Below are 13,906 nucleotides of genomic sequence, written 5' to 3'. Positions count from 1 at the left end.
TCACATGCATTGAGTCTTACAAGCAGCTACGAACCGCCTTGCGCATCGCGCCCGACTTGGCCCATGGAGGGCCCTGATACAGCGAGACTCGACTGCCGTCCTTGTATTTCACGATGTCCAGAATCTCGTCAGCCGTAATAATGCTGGGCGCGTTGATCCGGTAGCCATTGGAAATACCGGTCTGAGTCGTCTTGGGGACTTCCTGCTGCCATAGTGGCAAAAGACACGCGGCGTATTCTTTGGGCGCCTTGTTACTGTACTTGCTGACGTTAGGCTCACCTGGAACCAGGGATGCCGGCAATGAACAACCCGCCAGCATCGCCATCGCTATTCCCCCAATCAACATCCGCATGACGCTTCCTTATCCTGAAAAACGGGAAATGTAGCGCGTAGCGAACCAGACATCCATCTATAGAATCAGCCCTCAGGGCGTTACGTTGTGATCGGGATACGACCGTTTGTTCAAATACGTCATCCATCGCTCATACGCTTCATGCTGCCATTGAGTGACCCGCTCCCACTCCGGCCCACTTAACTGATGGGCCGAAATCAGCTTCATCATCTCCGCAGTTGCTGCGTCCAGGTCAACCATCAGCTCATGCGCATGGAATCTGAAATCGTCGGTGCTGGTCATTTGAAGTTGCCTCGCCCTAGCGAACATTCGCCACTTCAGTACGACATCACGCGGGTTCGTTCGCGCTCACTCTCCCGACAAGCGGCGCACCTTCCATCCCCTGAGCAGCAGGCGAGCAAACGCCCCGCCCGTTAATTGGGACTACTCTTTTGTAGCGGGGTATCAGCAGGAGGTCATCATGTGGCTCAACGAAAATGAAAACGAACTTCGGCGTGATCTGCAAGGAGTTGCGTCGGACCTGAGGTGGTCGGCAGTGGAGCTCTTGCGCATCGCAGAGCAGCTACGCCTGGCCGGCAATGATGTCGATGCGCAGGCAACTAAAAGGCTGTGCGAGTTATTTCAGGGTGATGAACAGCGACTGATGGGCTATGCCGATGAAGTGAAAGCCAAAATCATCAGCCGGACGAAAGCCGCTTCATGACATGCGCGCAATGGAGCCACGCACAGCAGAAAGCGAGGGAACCCTCTCGCAGTTCGGGCGGTGGAGGTTACTAGCCAACATGGGGTGGCAAGCTAGCTGGAAGCGGGTTTATTACAAGTGTCCCGCCATTTATCCGCGAACCTGTTAATGGCTTGGCTTTTGAGTTCTGGAGAATCGAGGACGGGCTGGTTGTACGCTTCGTTGATCAACATGGCACCCAACTTGTCATGATCAGGATTACCCGACTTCACGGCCAGCAGGCTTTCTTTCGTTTCGTTATTTTGCCGAGACTGCATGATCGATCCGGCCAATGTACGAAAAACATCGCAGACCTTTTGATTGGTGTGGATTTCGCCTTGCGTCTGGGCTAGAACCTGACCAACACCAGCAAGGTAAACAGCAGATAACAATGCCAGAGCAGTGAAGCGACCTTTCAACATGCTTTCTTCCTTGAATTAAAAGCGGCCACCCTATCATCCAAATGTCACGTTTAAAATCTTCCAACTCCTGATTTCAAGACAAAAAAAGCCCCGGCATCCCAGGGCTTCAAACTTGCGCTCATTCTGATTTCTGGCTTGGCGTCGATCGAACCGCTCTTGCTCTGTAGGCAGGAAGCGCTGCCGCAAACGCCAGTGCCTCCTCTTTGCTGCCAAAAGCCCCGAGACGGTCGCCTTTGGTGCACACCCGCCAGGGGCCGTTGTTTACGCTGAGTACGTCATAACCGTTCATGTGCATTTTATTCAGCATCGGAACGCTCATAGTCACCTCCTTTTCGGCAGTGATAAGCCACGATTGACTTGGCTACCTTACACCCGCCCTTTGCCCAAGTGCCGACCAGACGTCGTGTCAGGTTTTCGACATTCCTTTGCACTTTCTACCGCTTCCCTCACTCCAACCCTTTGAAACAGAGGCATGGGCCTGAATATTGCATTTTCATGACTGTTTTATGACAAGCGGCGGTTTAGTAACACATGAAAGTACGGGCAACAGTCATTTGCGAGCAGGATCGGCATGTTCTCCTGGTGCGCAAACCCAGGTGTCGCTGGACCTTGCCCGGAGGAAAAGTCGAGCGCGGCGAAACCACTGCGTGCGCCGCCATGCGCGAACTCCAGGAAGAAACCGGGCTTGGAGTCGACGGCTTGTTGTACTTGATGGAACTGGAAACGAGCAGCACCCGCCACCATGTGTTCGAGGCGTCGGTCCTAAACTCGGACGAAGCCCGGCCCCAAAATGAAATCTTCGATTGCATGTGGTTTCCGCTGGACTCAGTCCAGAATCTGAACACAAGCGACGCCACGCTCAAGATCGTCAAAGCCTTCCAGCGTCGCTTGTAAGTTTGCGCAGCCGCCTCAGCCCTGATCGCCGCCGCCCACCGGCATGACCATGCCGGTGATGTACGAAGCCTCGTCGCTGGCCAGAAACAGAATAGCGCCAGCCTGCTCATCCAGCGTGCCGTAGCGCTTCATCAAACTGCTGTCGAGCGTCTGGCCGACAAGTTGCTGATACCAGACTTTCTCTTCGGCGCTCTGCTCTGCGCTGTTTCGCGGGATGACCCGCGGCGGTGCTTCGGTGCCGCCGGGCGCGGTGGCATTGACCCGGACTCCGCGACCGGCGGTTTCAAACGCCAGGCAAGCAGTCAGCGCATTGACACCGCCCTTCGCCGCGCCATACGGCACACGATTGATGCTGCGGGTGGCGATGGACGAAACATTGACGATCGCGCCGCTGCCCTGTTCAAGCATGAACGGCAGCGCGGCGTGGCAGCACCACAAGGTCGGAAACAACGAACGACGGACTTCGGCTTCGATCTGCTGCTCTTCGTAGTGTTCGAAAGGCTTCGCCCAGATCGTGCCGCCCACGTTGTTGACCAGCACATCCAGACGCCCAAAGCGCTCGACGGCGGTGCGCATCACGCGGCTGCATTCGCTGTATTGCTCAAGGTCGGCGGTCAGGGCAAGCACCTGGCTGCCCTGCCCCAATTGTTGCTGCACCTCGAACACCAGGTCCGAGCGATCAACCAGAATCAATCGCGCACCCTCAGCGGCCATGCGCTCCGCCACCCGCCGACCAATGCCTTGCGCCGCGCCGGTGATCAGCGCGACTTTTTCGTGAAATCTGTTCATGTGGACCTCGTGACGAAGGATGCCATGCAGTGAAAACGTCCCAGACAAAACACTGACCTGTGGAATCAGTGATCACGCAACGGCTGGACTCAAGCCGCGCTGGCAGCGAATTTCTCGTAATAGAAGTTCGCAGGCGCGACGCCTTGCTCGCGAATGAATTGACTGACCGCTTCGACCATCGGCGGCGGGCCGCACAGGTAGATGTCGACGTCGCCCTCGTTCAAATGTCGTGGCTCGATATGCTGGGTCACGTAGCCTTTGAGCGGATGCTGGCTGTCGGGGTTGGCGACGCAGGCACTGAAGCTGAAATTCGGGATGCGCGCGGCAAACGCTTCGAGCCGGTCCATTTCCACCAAGTCAAAATCGTTGGTCACGCCATAGATCAGATGCAGCGGATGCTCGCTGCCCTGCTCGGCTATTTTCTCCAGCATCGCGGTGAACGGCGCCAGACCGGTTCCACCCGCCAGCAGCAACAACGGCCGGCGAATGTCGCGCAGATAAAAGCTGCCCAACGGCCCGGCCAGACACATGCTATCGCCGGCCTTGGCCATGCCGGTGAGGAAGCTGCTCATCAAGCCGCCGGGCACGTTGCGGATCAGGAAACTCACTTCGCCGTCACGCTGCAACGAGCTGAAGGAGTAAGCGCGGGTCTGCTCGCTGCCGGGAACTCCCAGGTTCACATACTGACCCGGCAGAAACGCCAGTTTGCTCAGCGCTTCGCCCTTGATCGACAGCGCGATGGTGCTGTCGGACAACTGCCGCACGGCGCTGATGGTGGCGTCGTAACTGGCCTGCTGGGTACGGCAAACCTGCGATGAAGTCGGCACGCGCACCACGCAATCGCTCTGGGCGCGCATCTGGCAGGTCAGGACAAAACCCTGCTGCGCTTCATCGGCGCTGAGCGCGTCTTCGATGTATTCCTCGCCCAAGTCATAACGACCGGCCTCGGCGAAACACTTGCAGGTGCCGCACGCGCCGTCGCGGCAATCGAGCGGAATATTGATGCCTTGACGGTACGCGGCATCGGCCACGGTTTCGCCCACGTTGGCGTCGATGAACCGGGTGACGCCGTCTTCAAAATTGAATGCAATGGAATGAGTCATGACGGCCGCCTCAGAGGTGGTAGACATCGATGACCTGGCGAACGTAATCGTTCTTCAGGATCACTTTCTTGGCCTTGATCAGCAGGTTTTCACCGCGCCCATCAAGGATGTAGAAACTGCTGCCGAAATAGCTGTCGACGGTCTTGTAGCGAAAGCTCAGGGTGTGCCAGTTGAAGCGCACCTTGCACAGGCCGTCGGCCTGCTCAAGCAGTTCGATGTTGCTGATGTTGTGCGATGTGCGGGTGTCCGGAACACTGGCGCTGGAGCGCTCGGTCTTGATGCGGAAGATGCGGTCTTCCAGGCCGGTGCGGTTGCCGTACCAGATCAGCGAGATTTCCCGTTGCGGGTCTTCGGTCAACTCGTCGTTGTCGTCCCAGGAAGGCATCCAGAACGAGGCATCGGCGGCGTACATCTCCAGCCAGTCGTCCCATTGCTTGTCGTCGAGGTAGCGTGCTTCGCGGTAGAGGAAATCGCGCACTGCATCATAAGTGAGGGTCATTGCACGGCCTCCACAGCAATCAATTCGGGCTGTTCGGCAGCCAGAGCCTTGAGCATGGTTTGCTGCCAGTACTTGTGTTGCAGCACGAACAAGCCTTCGTCTTCGGTGCGCACGCCGCTGAGCAAGGGATGCAGGTCGATTTCCCTGGCCGCCTCATCGGCGCCCTCGACCCAGTGTTCGGCACCGCGGGACATGTCATTCCACGTCGTGACGCTGCCCTGATAGCTGGTCTGGCACGAGCGAAACTCTTCCAGATCATCCGGGGTGGCCATGCCGCTGACGTTGAAGAAATCCTCGTACTGACGAATCCGGCTCGAACGGGCGTGGTCGCTTTCGCCTTTGGGGGCGATGCAATAGATGGTGATTTCCGTGCGGTCGACCGAGATCGGGCGGGCGATGCGGATCTGCGAGCTGAACTGGTCCATCAGGTAGACGTTCGGGTACAGGCACAGGTTGCGCGAATTCTCGATCATCCAGTCGGCACGGGCCTGGCCGAAGTCCCGGGACAGCTCGTCGCGGCGTTCGTAGAGCGGGCGATCCTCGGGGTTGGACCAGCGGGTCCAGAGCAGCATGTGGCCCTTGTCGAACGAGTAGAACCCCCCGCCCTGCTTGGCCCAGGTCCCGGCGCTCATGGTCGGATTGCTGTCACCGGCTTCACGCTGTTTGCGCTGGTTCTGGGTAGCGGCGTAGTTCCAGTGCACGGAGCTGACGTGGTAGCCGTCGGCGCCGTTTTCGGCGGTGAGTTTCCAGTTGCCTTCATAGATATAACTTGAGGAACCGCGCAGCACTTCGAGGCCATCGGCGGACTGGTCGACGATCATGTCGATGATCTTTGCCGACTCGCCCAGGTGCTCGACCAGCGGCACCACATCGGCGTTGAGGCTGCCGAACAGGAAGCCGCGGTACGACTCGAATCTCGCGACTTTGGTCAGGTCGTGGGAGCCTTCGCAGTTGAAGCTCGCCGGGTAACCCGCAGCCGCCGGGTCTTTGACTTTGAGCAGTTTGCCGGAGTTGTTGAAGGTCCAGCCGTGGAATGGGCAAGTGTAGGAGCTCTTGTTGCCGGTCTTGTGCCGGCACAGCGTCGCGCCGCGATGGCTGCAGGCGTTGATGAAGGCGTTGAGCACACCTTCCTTGTTGCGCGCGATGAAGATCGACTGGCGCCCCATGGTGGTGGTGTAGAAATCGTTGATGTTGGGGATCTGGCTTTCGTGCGCCAGGTACAGCCAGTTGCCTTCGAAGATGTGTTTCATCTCCAGGTCGAACAGCCGTGGATCAGTGAACATCTCGCGCTTGCAGCGGTAGATGCCCTGTTCTTTGTCATCTTCAAGCAGGGAGTGAAGGTATTCGGGTCGCAGGGACATGGCCGCCGCCTCCATTGTTTTTATTCAGGCAGGGCCATGCTAGGACGGGGGGATGCGAGGGACTATCCGATGGGTGCAGACGTGTATCCGTTTACTGCAACGTGCGGTGAATCATTGATGCCCACCCATCAGGACCGACAGGAACCTGTGGCGAGGGAGCTTGCTCCCGCTCGACTGCGCAGCAGTCGCAAACCTGTGCCCCCCGGTTTTGCAGAATAATCGCGGTCGCAGGTTTTGGCGCTGCTTCGCAGCCCGGCGGGAGCAAGCTCCCTCGCCACAAGTTGCATGTCGCCTGGGGTCAGTGCCGGCGCTTGAGGGTGTCGGACGGTAACTCGCCGAACTGTTTGCGGTAGTTGTCGGAGAACCGCCCCAGGTGCAGGAAGCCGTAATCCATGGCCACTTCCGTGACGTTTCGCACGTTGCAGGTCGGGTCGCTCAGGCACTGGTTGATGCGTTCGAGTTTCTTCTGCCGGATGTAGTTTTGCGGCGAAGTCCCTGCGTTGCGTTCGAACAAACCATACAGCGAACGCAGGCTCATCCGCGCCTGACGCGCCAGTTCTTCACTGTCGATGTCCTGCTTGAGGTTGCGCGCGATGTAATCGGCAATCCCCTCGAACGTCGTCGCCGGCGAGCCAAGGCTGCTGCGGATGACGTTGGTTTTCATCAGGCTGAGCATCTTGCTGACGATGATCTGCGCGTAGTGTTCCTGAACCCGGGGAATCTGCTGGATGGCCTCGGCTTCCTGGCAAATCATCGCCAGCAGGCCGACAAAGCCTTCCAGCTCATCAAGCTGATAACGATTCTCCAGAAACCGCACGCCCTGCCCCGGATAGCGCCAGCGCTGCTCCTCACACACCGACTCGAACAGCCGGGTAGGTACTTTGAGGATGAATTTTTCGCAATCGTCGGAGTACGTCAAGTCCACCGGGTCGTCGGGGTTGATCAGCAGCAATTCACCTGGCGCAAAGTAATGCTCCTTACCGTGACCGCGCCACAGGCAGTTGCCACGCAGTAGCACTTGCAGGTGATAGATCGTTTCCAGCGCGCCCGAGGTCACCCGCACGCTGGCGCCGTAGCTGATGCGGCACAGGTCAAGGCTGGCGAATTTGCGATGATCGAGGCTGGCCAGAGGACGGCCGGCCCTGGGCATGAGGATGCAATGATTGCCGACATGCTGATTGACGTAACCCGACACCGCGTAAGGGTCGGCGTGGTCGAATACTCTGCTGCGCGGACTCAACAGTTGCGCCTGCATCATCGGGTTACTCTCGTTGTTGTTATTGATTGCGTCGGGTCATTCTAAGGCCATATTTGCAGCGGTGTGTCAGTGGGCTGACCTGTGGAAGGTTCTGGCCCTATCGCGAGCTGGCTCGCTCCCACAGTTGACCGCGTTCGCCCTGATGTAACTTGGTCAATGTGGGAGCGAACCTGTTCGCGATAGGGCCATCAGTCTCAACATCAACGTTGACGGACACCCCGCATTCGCAAGCAGGCTCGTTCCCACAAAGATTCGACGATCGAGGCGATCAATCCTCGAGCGCGCGAACCCGTTCGTGGCGCTGCTGCTCGTCAGGTTGCGCGGAGGTCTGCAAGGTAAAATCGAAGTCAATCTCGGCAAACCGGCCGCTGACACCATGGGCCGCCGCGCGCTGCGGGTCGTCGCTGAAGGTGATGTGGGCGATCAGCTCGTCGCGGGTGGCGTAGGCAAAATCGTCATGCAGGTACTGATCGCCATCGAGGTTGATCTGGGTGGTCAGGTGACGATGGTCCGGCGCGGAGATAAAGAAGTGAATGTGCGCCGGACGCTGGCCATGACGGCCCAGTTGATCGAGCAATTGCTGGGTCGGACCGTCCGGCGGGCAACCGTAGCCCGACGGCACGATGCTGCGGAAACGGTAGCGGCCCTCGGCATCGGTGACGATGCGGCGGCGCAGGTTGAATTCCGATTGCGTGGTATCGAAGTAGGAATAAGTGCCGCCCGTGTTGGCGTGCCAGACATCCACCACTGCGCCGGCCAAAGGTTCGCCAGCGGTGTTGCGTACCTGGCCCTGCATGAACAGAACCACGCCCGGATCGACGCCATCGTCCAGTCGTGCCTCAGCCTCGGACAACGGCGCGCCCGCCACATACAACGGGCCTTCGATGGTCCGCGGCGTACCGCCCGCCTTCCCCGCCTGCTCGTCTTCGGCGTCCATCAGCAAGTCCAGGTAGTGTTCCAGGCCGAGGCCGGCCACCAGCAAACCGGCCTCCTGGCGCGCGCCCAGCACGTTGAGGTAATTGACCGCTTTCCAGAACTCTTCCGGGGTCACGGCGAGGTCTTCGATGATGTTTACCGAATCACGCAAAATACGGTAAACCAAGGCTTTGACCCGCGGGTCGCCAGCGTCGTTGAGCAAGCCGCTGGCGTCTTCGAGAAACTTCTGGGCACTGGCAGTGTGGGAAATCTTGACGTTCATTTTTTGGGGTTCCTCATCTTGTAATTATGGGCGTAGCGAACTGAACAGGCTGGGTTCAGCGGTCATCCTCGCGAATGGAAGAAGGATGCCGGCACATCGCATCGACCTCGATCGCCATGTACGGAAACAGCGGCAATTGCATCAGCAGGTCGTGCAGTTCCTGAACGCTGTCGACGTCGAAAACGCTGTAATTGGCATAGTGCCCGGCGATGCGCCACAGGTGACGCCATTTGCCTTGCTCTTGCAGGCGCTGGGCCAGGGCTTTTTCATCGGACTTGAGCTGGGTGGCGAGATCCGGGTTGATGTCGACCGGCAGATTCACGGTCATTTTTACGTGAAATAGCATGATGCTCTCCTCAGGCTTGATGAACGGAAGTGGATGTTTTGTCGCGCCGGAAAAACGCCAGGCGTTCCTCATCCAGGCTCAGGCCAAGGCCTGGTGTTTGCGGCACGTGCAGCGCAAAGTCGCGATAGACCAGCGGCTCGCTGAGCACGTCTTCCGTCAGCAGCAACGGGCCGAACAGCTCGGTGTCCCAGGCCAGTTTATTCAGGGTGATAAAGGCATGGGCCGAGGCCAGCGTGCCGACCCCTCCTTCAAGCATAGTGCCGCCGTACAGACCGATACCGGCAGCTTCGGCGATGGCGGCGGTCCGCAGCACGGCCCGTGGCCCGCCGTTCTTGGCGATTTTCAGGGCGAACACCGAAGCGGCCCCTTCGCGTGCCAGATTGAAAGCGTCTTCCACGCACTCGATCGATTCATCGGCCATGATCGGCGCCGGGCTCATGGCGTTCAGTCGCACCATGCCCGCGCGGTTGGTGCGTGAGATCGGCTGTTCGATCAAGTCGATGCCGTTGCTGCCCAGTATCCGGCAGGCGCGCAGTGCGACCGCCTCGTCCCAGGCCTGATTGACATCGACCCGCACGCTGGCGCGATCGCCCAGGGCTTTCTTGATGGCAATAACGTGGGCCAGGTCATGATTGACTTCTCCGGCACCGATTTTCAGTTTGAAGATCCGGTGGCGCCGCAGGTCGAGCATTTTTTCCGCTTCGGCGATGTCCTTGTCGGTGTCGCCGCTGGCCAGGGTCCAGGCCACCGGCAGCGCATCACGAACGCGACCGCCCAGCAACTCACTGACCGGCAGGCCAAGGCGTTTGCCCTGGGCGTCGAGCAAGGCGCTTTCGATACCTGATTTGGCAAACGTGTTACCTCGAATGCTGCGCTCCAGGCGCAACATCGCCGCATTGATGTTGCCGCTGTTCTCACCGATCAGCAGTGGCGCGAAGTGTTTGTCGATATTGGTCTTGATGCTGTCCGGGCTTTCATTGCCATAGGCCAGGCCACCGATGGTGGTGGACTCACCAATGCCTTCGATGCCATCGGCGCAGCGCACGCGGATGATCACCAGAGTCTGGTTCTGCATGGTGTGCATGGCCAGTTTGTGCGGGCGAATGGTCGGCAGATCGACGATGATCGTCTCGATCGATTCAATGGCAGTTGCACGCATGTCGATACCCGTCAGGTTCTTTAAGTTCTGAAATGGATTCTCATACGGCTTTTTGCCGACGGCCAATATAGAATTGGTCTGGATCGATACCTTAAAGGTATTCAGCCGCTCAATGCCTGGAGGCACCATGGAATTGCGTCACCTGCGGTATTTTCAGGTGTTGGCTCAAACCCTCAATTTCACCCGCGCCGCCGAACTGCTGCACATTGCCCAGCCCCCGTTGAGCCGACAGATCCAGCAACTGGAAGATGAACTCGGGGTGTTATTGCTCGAGCGTGGCCGTCCGCTGAAGCTGACCGACGCCGGGCGCTTCTTCCATGAACACTCCACCGCCTTGCTCGAACAGCTGGCCAAGGTCTGCGACAACACCAAGCGCATCGGCCTGGGGGAAAAGACCTGGCTGGGCATCGGTTTTGCGCCATCGACGCTGTATGGCGTGCTGCCGGAACTGATTCGTCGCTTGCGCAGTGGCGAGCCTCTGGAGCTTGAGCTCGGGCTTTCGGAAATGACCACGCTGCAACAGGTGCAGGCGCTCAAGGCCGGGCGCATAGACATCGGTTTCGGGCGGATCCGCATCGACGACCCGGCGATCATCCAGACGGTATTGACCGAAGACCGGCTGGTCGCCGCCCTGCCTGCCGGCCACCCACTGCTGGCCGGGCCGATCAGTCTGCGCCAACTGGCGAAAGAGCCTTTTGTGCTGTACCCCGGCAATCCACGCCCCAGCTACGCCGACCACGTTATTGCGCTGTTCGAATCCTACGGCGTGAGCATCCACGTGGCGCAATGGACCAACGAACTGCAAACAGCAATCGGTCTGGTAGGGGCCGGTATCGGGGTCACACTGGTGCCCGCGTCGGTGCAGTTGCTGCACCGCGACGACATTGGTTTCACCCCGTTGCTGGAAGACAACGCGACGTCACCGATCATTCTCAGTCGGCGCGTGGGCGATGTGACGCCGGGGTTGAACCATTGCTTGAAGATAATTGATGAACTGCTGCCCCGCTAACCGGCGAAGGCCCGGCGCCCGGCACGCAGTTCGGTGCGTAATTCGCCAATAAGGTCGGAGATCGCGCGAACGGTGGTCAGCCTGGCGGGCGTTACACAGGGAATCAGCAAATCGATGCGCCCGGTGGCCCGGTCGTACACCTTGATCCGCAACAATCCATTGGGATTCACTGTGCACTCGCAGGAAAGCGGCTTAAAACCGGACTCTACAATGATGCAAAGGACTGAAATAGAAACCATGACTGACGCCTCCTTGGCGGCTCATCGGATTCGACCCGCTGAGGATAGATCCATTTTCGCCCGTCTGCGCCCGCCGGCCTCACATTAAGTGTTAGCTGTTTCTCATTTTGCTGAAGTTCTAATGAGAATCCCCGTCCCACAACCAATTCCAGATCCCCGGCAACTTCACTGCCTCTGAACCGCTTCTGACGGTGCGCGCCAAAGCCGCCCGTTGCAGCGCCGCCCTGTCGTCGTAAAACGGCTTCTGCGCCAACGTCACCCCCGTGGCACGGGCGCTGTCGAGGAGAATTTGCAGGTATTCGCGGGCATGCCGGGCGGTGTAGCGATTCAGGTCGTGGAAGGTCACCACCACCGGAATCACACCGTCCACCGTCGGCAATTCGCCCAGTGCAATGCGCTCACGCACTTCGGACAGTTGCCGCAACATGTTGGCCCGTCTCCGCGGGCTGGCGTTGAAGCCCCAGATCTTGCCGTCGTTGGCGCTCAGGTCGGTCAGCAGCAGGTGCAGACCATGTCGCTGATAGGCGGCGAACACACGTGTGTCGTAGTTCCAGAACGGCGGACGCACCAGGGTGGGCGGTGCGCCGGTGATTGCGGCAATGTCGGCACTGCCCTTGCTCAATGATTGCTCCAGCTCTTGCGGGCTCAGCGAGCGGTGATTGGTGTGCGAGTGGGTCGCCGTGTGGAAACCCAGCACATGCCCTTCAGCCTGCTCCCGGTGCATGACCCCGCGCCCGATGTCGCTGTCGCCGGCCCGTGGCGCGCCGGTCTGCACGAAGAACACCGCTTTGATCCCCGGTTGCACCGGGTTCTGCGCGAGGCTGTCGAGCACCGTCATGCTCGGGTTCCAGAAACTTGACGCGCTGGGACCGTCGTCGAAGGTCAGCACAAAGCGGATCGGTGGCTGCGCGCGCAGACGCTGTTCGGTCTGCGGGGTCAGCTCGATCGGTGAAGCGATGCAGCCAGCGAGCCCGACAGCGATGGCTAGCGTAGTGAGAGCCTTGAACAACTGTTTCATGGTTTGCCTTGGGCCAGACCGTAATGGTCATCACGTTAAAACGGCAAAAACCCTTCGCCCATTGATCCCTTGTCAGCCCGCAGGTCGCTGCAGGCCGAGGTTGGATCAGGGTACACAGTGTTTGGTTCCAGCGCTCACCCTCGTGGCTTACCGCGCCAACGACTGCTGGAACCATCGCCAGAGCTACATTCGTCAGGAATTGGCCGTTCAACCACAGCATCCTCGCGAAGGACGGTACCCGTGCTCCTACACTAAAAGCTCAAGCCTGAGGATTAACCGATGTGCGGACGACTCTCGCAGTACCGTGGCATTCACGACTTTGTCGCGGTGCTGAGCATTCCCGACGCGCTGATCAACCATGTCGGTAATGAACCGCTGGCCCGCTACAACGCTGCGCCCACCACTCAACTCGCCCTCCTGCACCTTGAGCCTGACGGGTTGCACGCCGATTCGTTGCGCTGGGGATGGCGGCCACACTGGGCGAAGGACCGGTCGGCGCCAATCAATGCCCGGGTCGAGAAAGTCGCTCATGGCCCGTTCTTCCGGGCGATCTGGCCGCACCGTGCGATTGTGCCGATCGACAACTGGTTCGAATGGGTGGATGCCGGCGACACGACGCGGCAGCCGTGGCTGATTCGTCGACGGGATCGGGCGCCGATCTACTGCGCGGCGATCGGCCAGTTCCCTCACGGTGGCAGCGAGCCGCGCGGCGACGACGGTTTCGTCATCATCACGGCGGACAGCGCTGGCGGCATGCTCGACATTCATGACCGGCGGCCAGTGGTGTTGTCTGTGCAACTGGCACATGAATGGCTGGACCCGGCTACGCCTAAAGAGCGTGCCGAGCAGATGGTGCTCATGCAAGGTGAAGTCAGTGAAGTGTTCGAGTGGTACAGGGTCGATAAGGCAGTGGGAAATGTCAGGAACCAGAGTGCAATGTTGATTGATAAGCTGACTTGAATTGGATCCATTTCCGGTTTCTGAATAGCCGAACGGCATAAACGTTACACAGACTGTTTCATCCAAGAAACACTAAAAGGAATGCGGCAAAACGATGCATTAACCGCTTGTCTGACAATTGAATTGTTGTACATACATTTAGTAGTGCTACAGATAGCATGCGCGCCGCATTTCCCCTGGCAGTACCTAATTGACCAAAGAGTCAATAAACAAGGAAATCCCTAAATCCAACGAGCCTTGCAGAGAACTAAGTTGCGCGAAGATCTTGTCATTAATCAAGTCGGCGGTCTGGAGTGCGTGTACCTGTCGCTGACAGAACGCTATCAACTTGACTGTTTTATCGGGCAATACATAAAGACCCGAAACCTGCGTTCCATCCCCAATATCGACGACATCCTGCGCTCAACCCTCGCAGCCTACTCCGGCAAGCCGCCGGTCATGGTCAACGAATTGAATGCCTGGATCGACAAGACGTTGGGCTACCGGGCCTCCCACCCGGATTTTCCGTCACTGGATGATATTTGAAGTGAGGCGCTGCTGAGTTCAGCACAAGACTGAACGAACCGAACATTGTTGCA

General features: G+C 58.8%; 19 protein-coding genes and 1 pseudogene. 6 read left to right on the top strand and 14 right to left on the bottom strand.

Features of this window, described 5'->3' with window-relative positions:
- Positions 1-16: 16 nt before the first annotated feature.
- Complete coding sequence (locus AB4N91_RS10000) at positions 17-352, bottom strand: hypothetical protein (RefSeq protein WP_042932783.1); 336 nt, start codon at positions 350-352, stop codon at positions 17-19.
- Positions 353-424: 72 nt separating this feature from the next.
- The gene (locus tag AB4N91_RS09995; protein ID WP_042933086.1) at positions 425-634 is read right to left on the bottom strand and encodes a hypothetical protein; all 210 of its coding nucleotides are present in this window, start codon (positions 632-634) and stop codon (positions 425-427) included.
- Between the two features lie 178 nt (positions 635-812).
- Here AB4N91_RS09995 and AB4N91_RS09990 point away from each other — a divergent pair, with 178 nt between their 5' ends.
- On the top strand, positions 813-1,055 hold the full coding sequence (locus AB4N91_RS09990; protein WP_460112377.1) for a hypothetical protein: 243 nt from the start codon (positions 813-815) through the stop codon (positions 1,053-1,055).
- Positions 1,037-1,129: pseudogene (locus AB4N91_RS09985) on the top strand (osmotically-inducible lipoprotein OsmE); the annotation flags it as partial. The gene AB4N91_RS09990 and the pseudogene AB4N91_RS09985, both read left to right, overlap by 19 nt.
- 18 nt (positions 1,130-1,147) lie before the next feature.
- Here the strand turns inward: AB4N91_RS09985 and AB4N91_RS09980 are convergent.
- Both AB4N91_RS09980 and AB4N91_RS09975 read right to left on the bottom strand, forming a co-directional pair.
- Positions 1,148-1,495, bottom strand: a complete 348-nt coding sequence (locus tag AB4N91_RS09980; protein WP_077749262.1) for a hypothetical protein — start codon at positions 1,493-1,495, stop codon at positions 1,148-1,150.
- Positions 1,496-1,613: 118 nt separating this feature from the next.
- The gene (locus tag AB4N91_RS09975) at positions 1,614-1,814 is read right to left on the bottom strand and encodes a hypothetical protein (RefSeq protein WP_010455040.1); all 201 of its coding nucleotides are present in this window, start codon (positions 1,812-1,814) and stop codon (positions 1,614-1,616) included.
- 212 nt (positions 1,815-2,026) lie between these two features.
- On the opposite strand from AB4N91_RS09975, the gene AB4N91_RS09970 reads away from it, so the two are divergent.
- Positions 2,027-2,389, top strand: coding sequence for an NUDIX hydrolase (locus AB4N91_RS09970; protein ID WP_077749263.1), 363 nt, complete (start codon positions 2,027-2,029; stop codon positions 2,387-2,389).
- A 15-nt stretch (positions 2,390-2,404) separates the two neighbouring features.
- Here the strand turns inward: AB4N91_RS09970 and AB4N91_RS09965 are convergent, their stop codons facing one another.
- The 8 genes from AB4N91_RS09965 to AB4N91_RS09930 all read right to left on the bottom strand — a co-directional run bounded on the left by AB4N91_RS09965 (position 2,405) and on the right by AB4N91_RS09930 (position 10,102).
- Positions 2,405-3,178, bottom strand: a complete 774-nt coding sequence (locus AB4N91_RS09965) for a 1,6-dihydroxycyclohexa-2,4-diene-1-carboxylate dehydrogenase (RefSeq protein ID WP_010455044.1) — start codon at positions 3,176-3,178, stop codon at positions 2,405-2,407.
- Positions 3,179-3,267: 89 nt separating this feature from the next.
- On the bottom strand, positions 3,268-4,281 hold the full coding sequence (benC, locus tag AB4N91_RS09960) for a benzoate 1,2-dioxygenase electron transfer component BenC (RefSeq protein WP_010455045.1): 1,014 nt from the start codon (positions 4,279-4,281) through the stop codon (positions 3,268-3,270).
- Between the two features lie 10 nt (positions 4,282-4,291).
- Positions 4,292-4,780, bottom strand: a complete 489-nt coding sequence (gene benB, locus AB4N91_RS09955; protein ID WP_460112376.1) for a benzoate 1,2-dioxygenase small subunit — start codon at positions 4,778-4,780, stop codon at positions 4,292-4,294.
- Positions 4,777-6,141 (bottom strand): benzoate 1,2-dioxygenase large subunit, encoded by a 1,365-nt coding sequence (benA, locus tag AB4N91_RS09950; RefSeq protein WP_083376536.1) that lies wholly within the window; start codon positions 6,139-6,141, stop codon positions 4,777-4,779. Before benA ends, benB begins: the two co-directional genes overlap by 4 nt.
- Before the next feature lie 298 nt (positions 6,142-6,439).
- The gene (locus AB4N91_RS09945; RefSeq protein WP_154913411.1) at positions 6,440-7,399 is read right to left on the bottom strand and encodes an AraC family transcriptional regulator; all 960 of its coding nucleotides are present in this window, start codon (positions 7,397-7,399) and stop codon (positions 6,440-6,442) included.
- A gap of 268 nt (positions 7,400-7,667) precedes the next feature.
- Positions 7,668-8,597, bottom strand: coding sequence for a catechol 1,2-dioxygenase (gene catA, locus AB4N91_RS09940; RefSeq protein ID WP_077749268.1), 930 nt, complete (start codon positions 8,595-8,597; stop codon positions 7,668-7,670).
- 55 nt (positions 8,598-8,652) lie between these two features.
- Entirely contained in the window at positions 8,653-8,943 is a 291-nt protein-coding gene (gene catC, locus AB4N91_RS09935) for a muconolactone Delta-isomerase (RefSeq protein ID WP_010455050.1), read from the bottom strand.
- Positions 8,944-8,953: 10 nt separating this feature from the next.
- Complete coding sequence (locus AB4N91_RS09930; protein ID WP_177346248.1) at positions 8,954-10,102, bottom strand: muconate cycloisomerase family protein; 1,149 nt, start codon at positions 10,100-10,102, stop codon at positions 8,954-8,956.
- A 127-nt stretch (positions 10,103-10,229) separates the two neighbouring features.
- Between AB4N91_RS09930 and AB4N91_RS09925 the strand changes: the two genes are divergently transcribed.
- Positions 10,230-11,111: a LysR family transcriptional regulator gene (locus tag AB4N91_RS09925; protein WP_010455054.1), complete on the top strand. Its 882-nt coding sequence runs from the start codon at positions 10,230-10,232 to the stop codon at positions 11,109-11,111.
- Here the strand turns inward: AB4N91_RS09925 and AB4N91_RS09920 are convergent.
- Both AB4N91_RS09920 and AB4N91_RS09915 read right to left on the bottom strand, forming a co-directional pair.
- Complete coding sequence (locus AB4N91_RS09920; protein ID WP_083376532.1) at positions 11,108-11,350, bottom strand: DUF1652 domain-containing protein; 243 nt, start codon at positions 11,348-11,350, stop codon at positions 11,108-11,110. The genes AB4N91_RS09925 and AB4N91_RS09920 overlap by 4 nt on opposite strands.
- A gap of 118 nt (positions 11,351-11,468) precedes the next feature.
- A complete protein-coding gene (locus AB4N91_RS09915) occupies positions 11,469-12,368 on the bottom strand; it encodes a polysaccharide deacetylase family protein (protein ID WP_172791160.1) in 900 nt (299 codons plus the stop codon).
- 279 nt (positions 12,369-12,647) lie between these two features.
- On the opposite strand from AB4N91_RS09915, the gene AB4N91_RS09910 reads away from it, so the two are divergent.
- Positions 12,648-13,328, top strand: a complete 681-nt coding sequence (locus AB4N91_RS09910) for an SOS response-associated peptidase (RefSeq protein ID WP_460112374.1) — start codon at positions 12,648-12,650, stop codon at positions 13,326-13,328.
- 252 nt (positions 13,329-13,580) lie between these two features.
- Positions 13,581-13,853 carry a hypothetical protein gene (locus AB4N91_RS09905; protein WP_288115313.1) on the top strand — a complete coding sequence of 91 codons (273 nt, stop codon included), beginning with the start codon at positions 13,581-13,583 and terminating at the stop codon, positions 13,851-13,853.
- Positions 13,854-13,906: the final 53 nt, after the last annotated feature.

Source organism: Pseudomonas sp. H3_D04 (assembly GCF_054669175.1).
The sequence above is the reverse complement of the archived record's forward strand: the minus strand, read 5'-3'. Positions and strand labels throughout refer to the sequence as shown.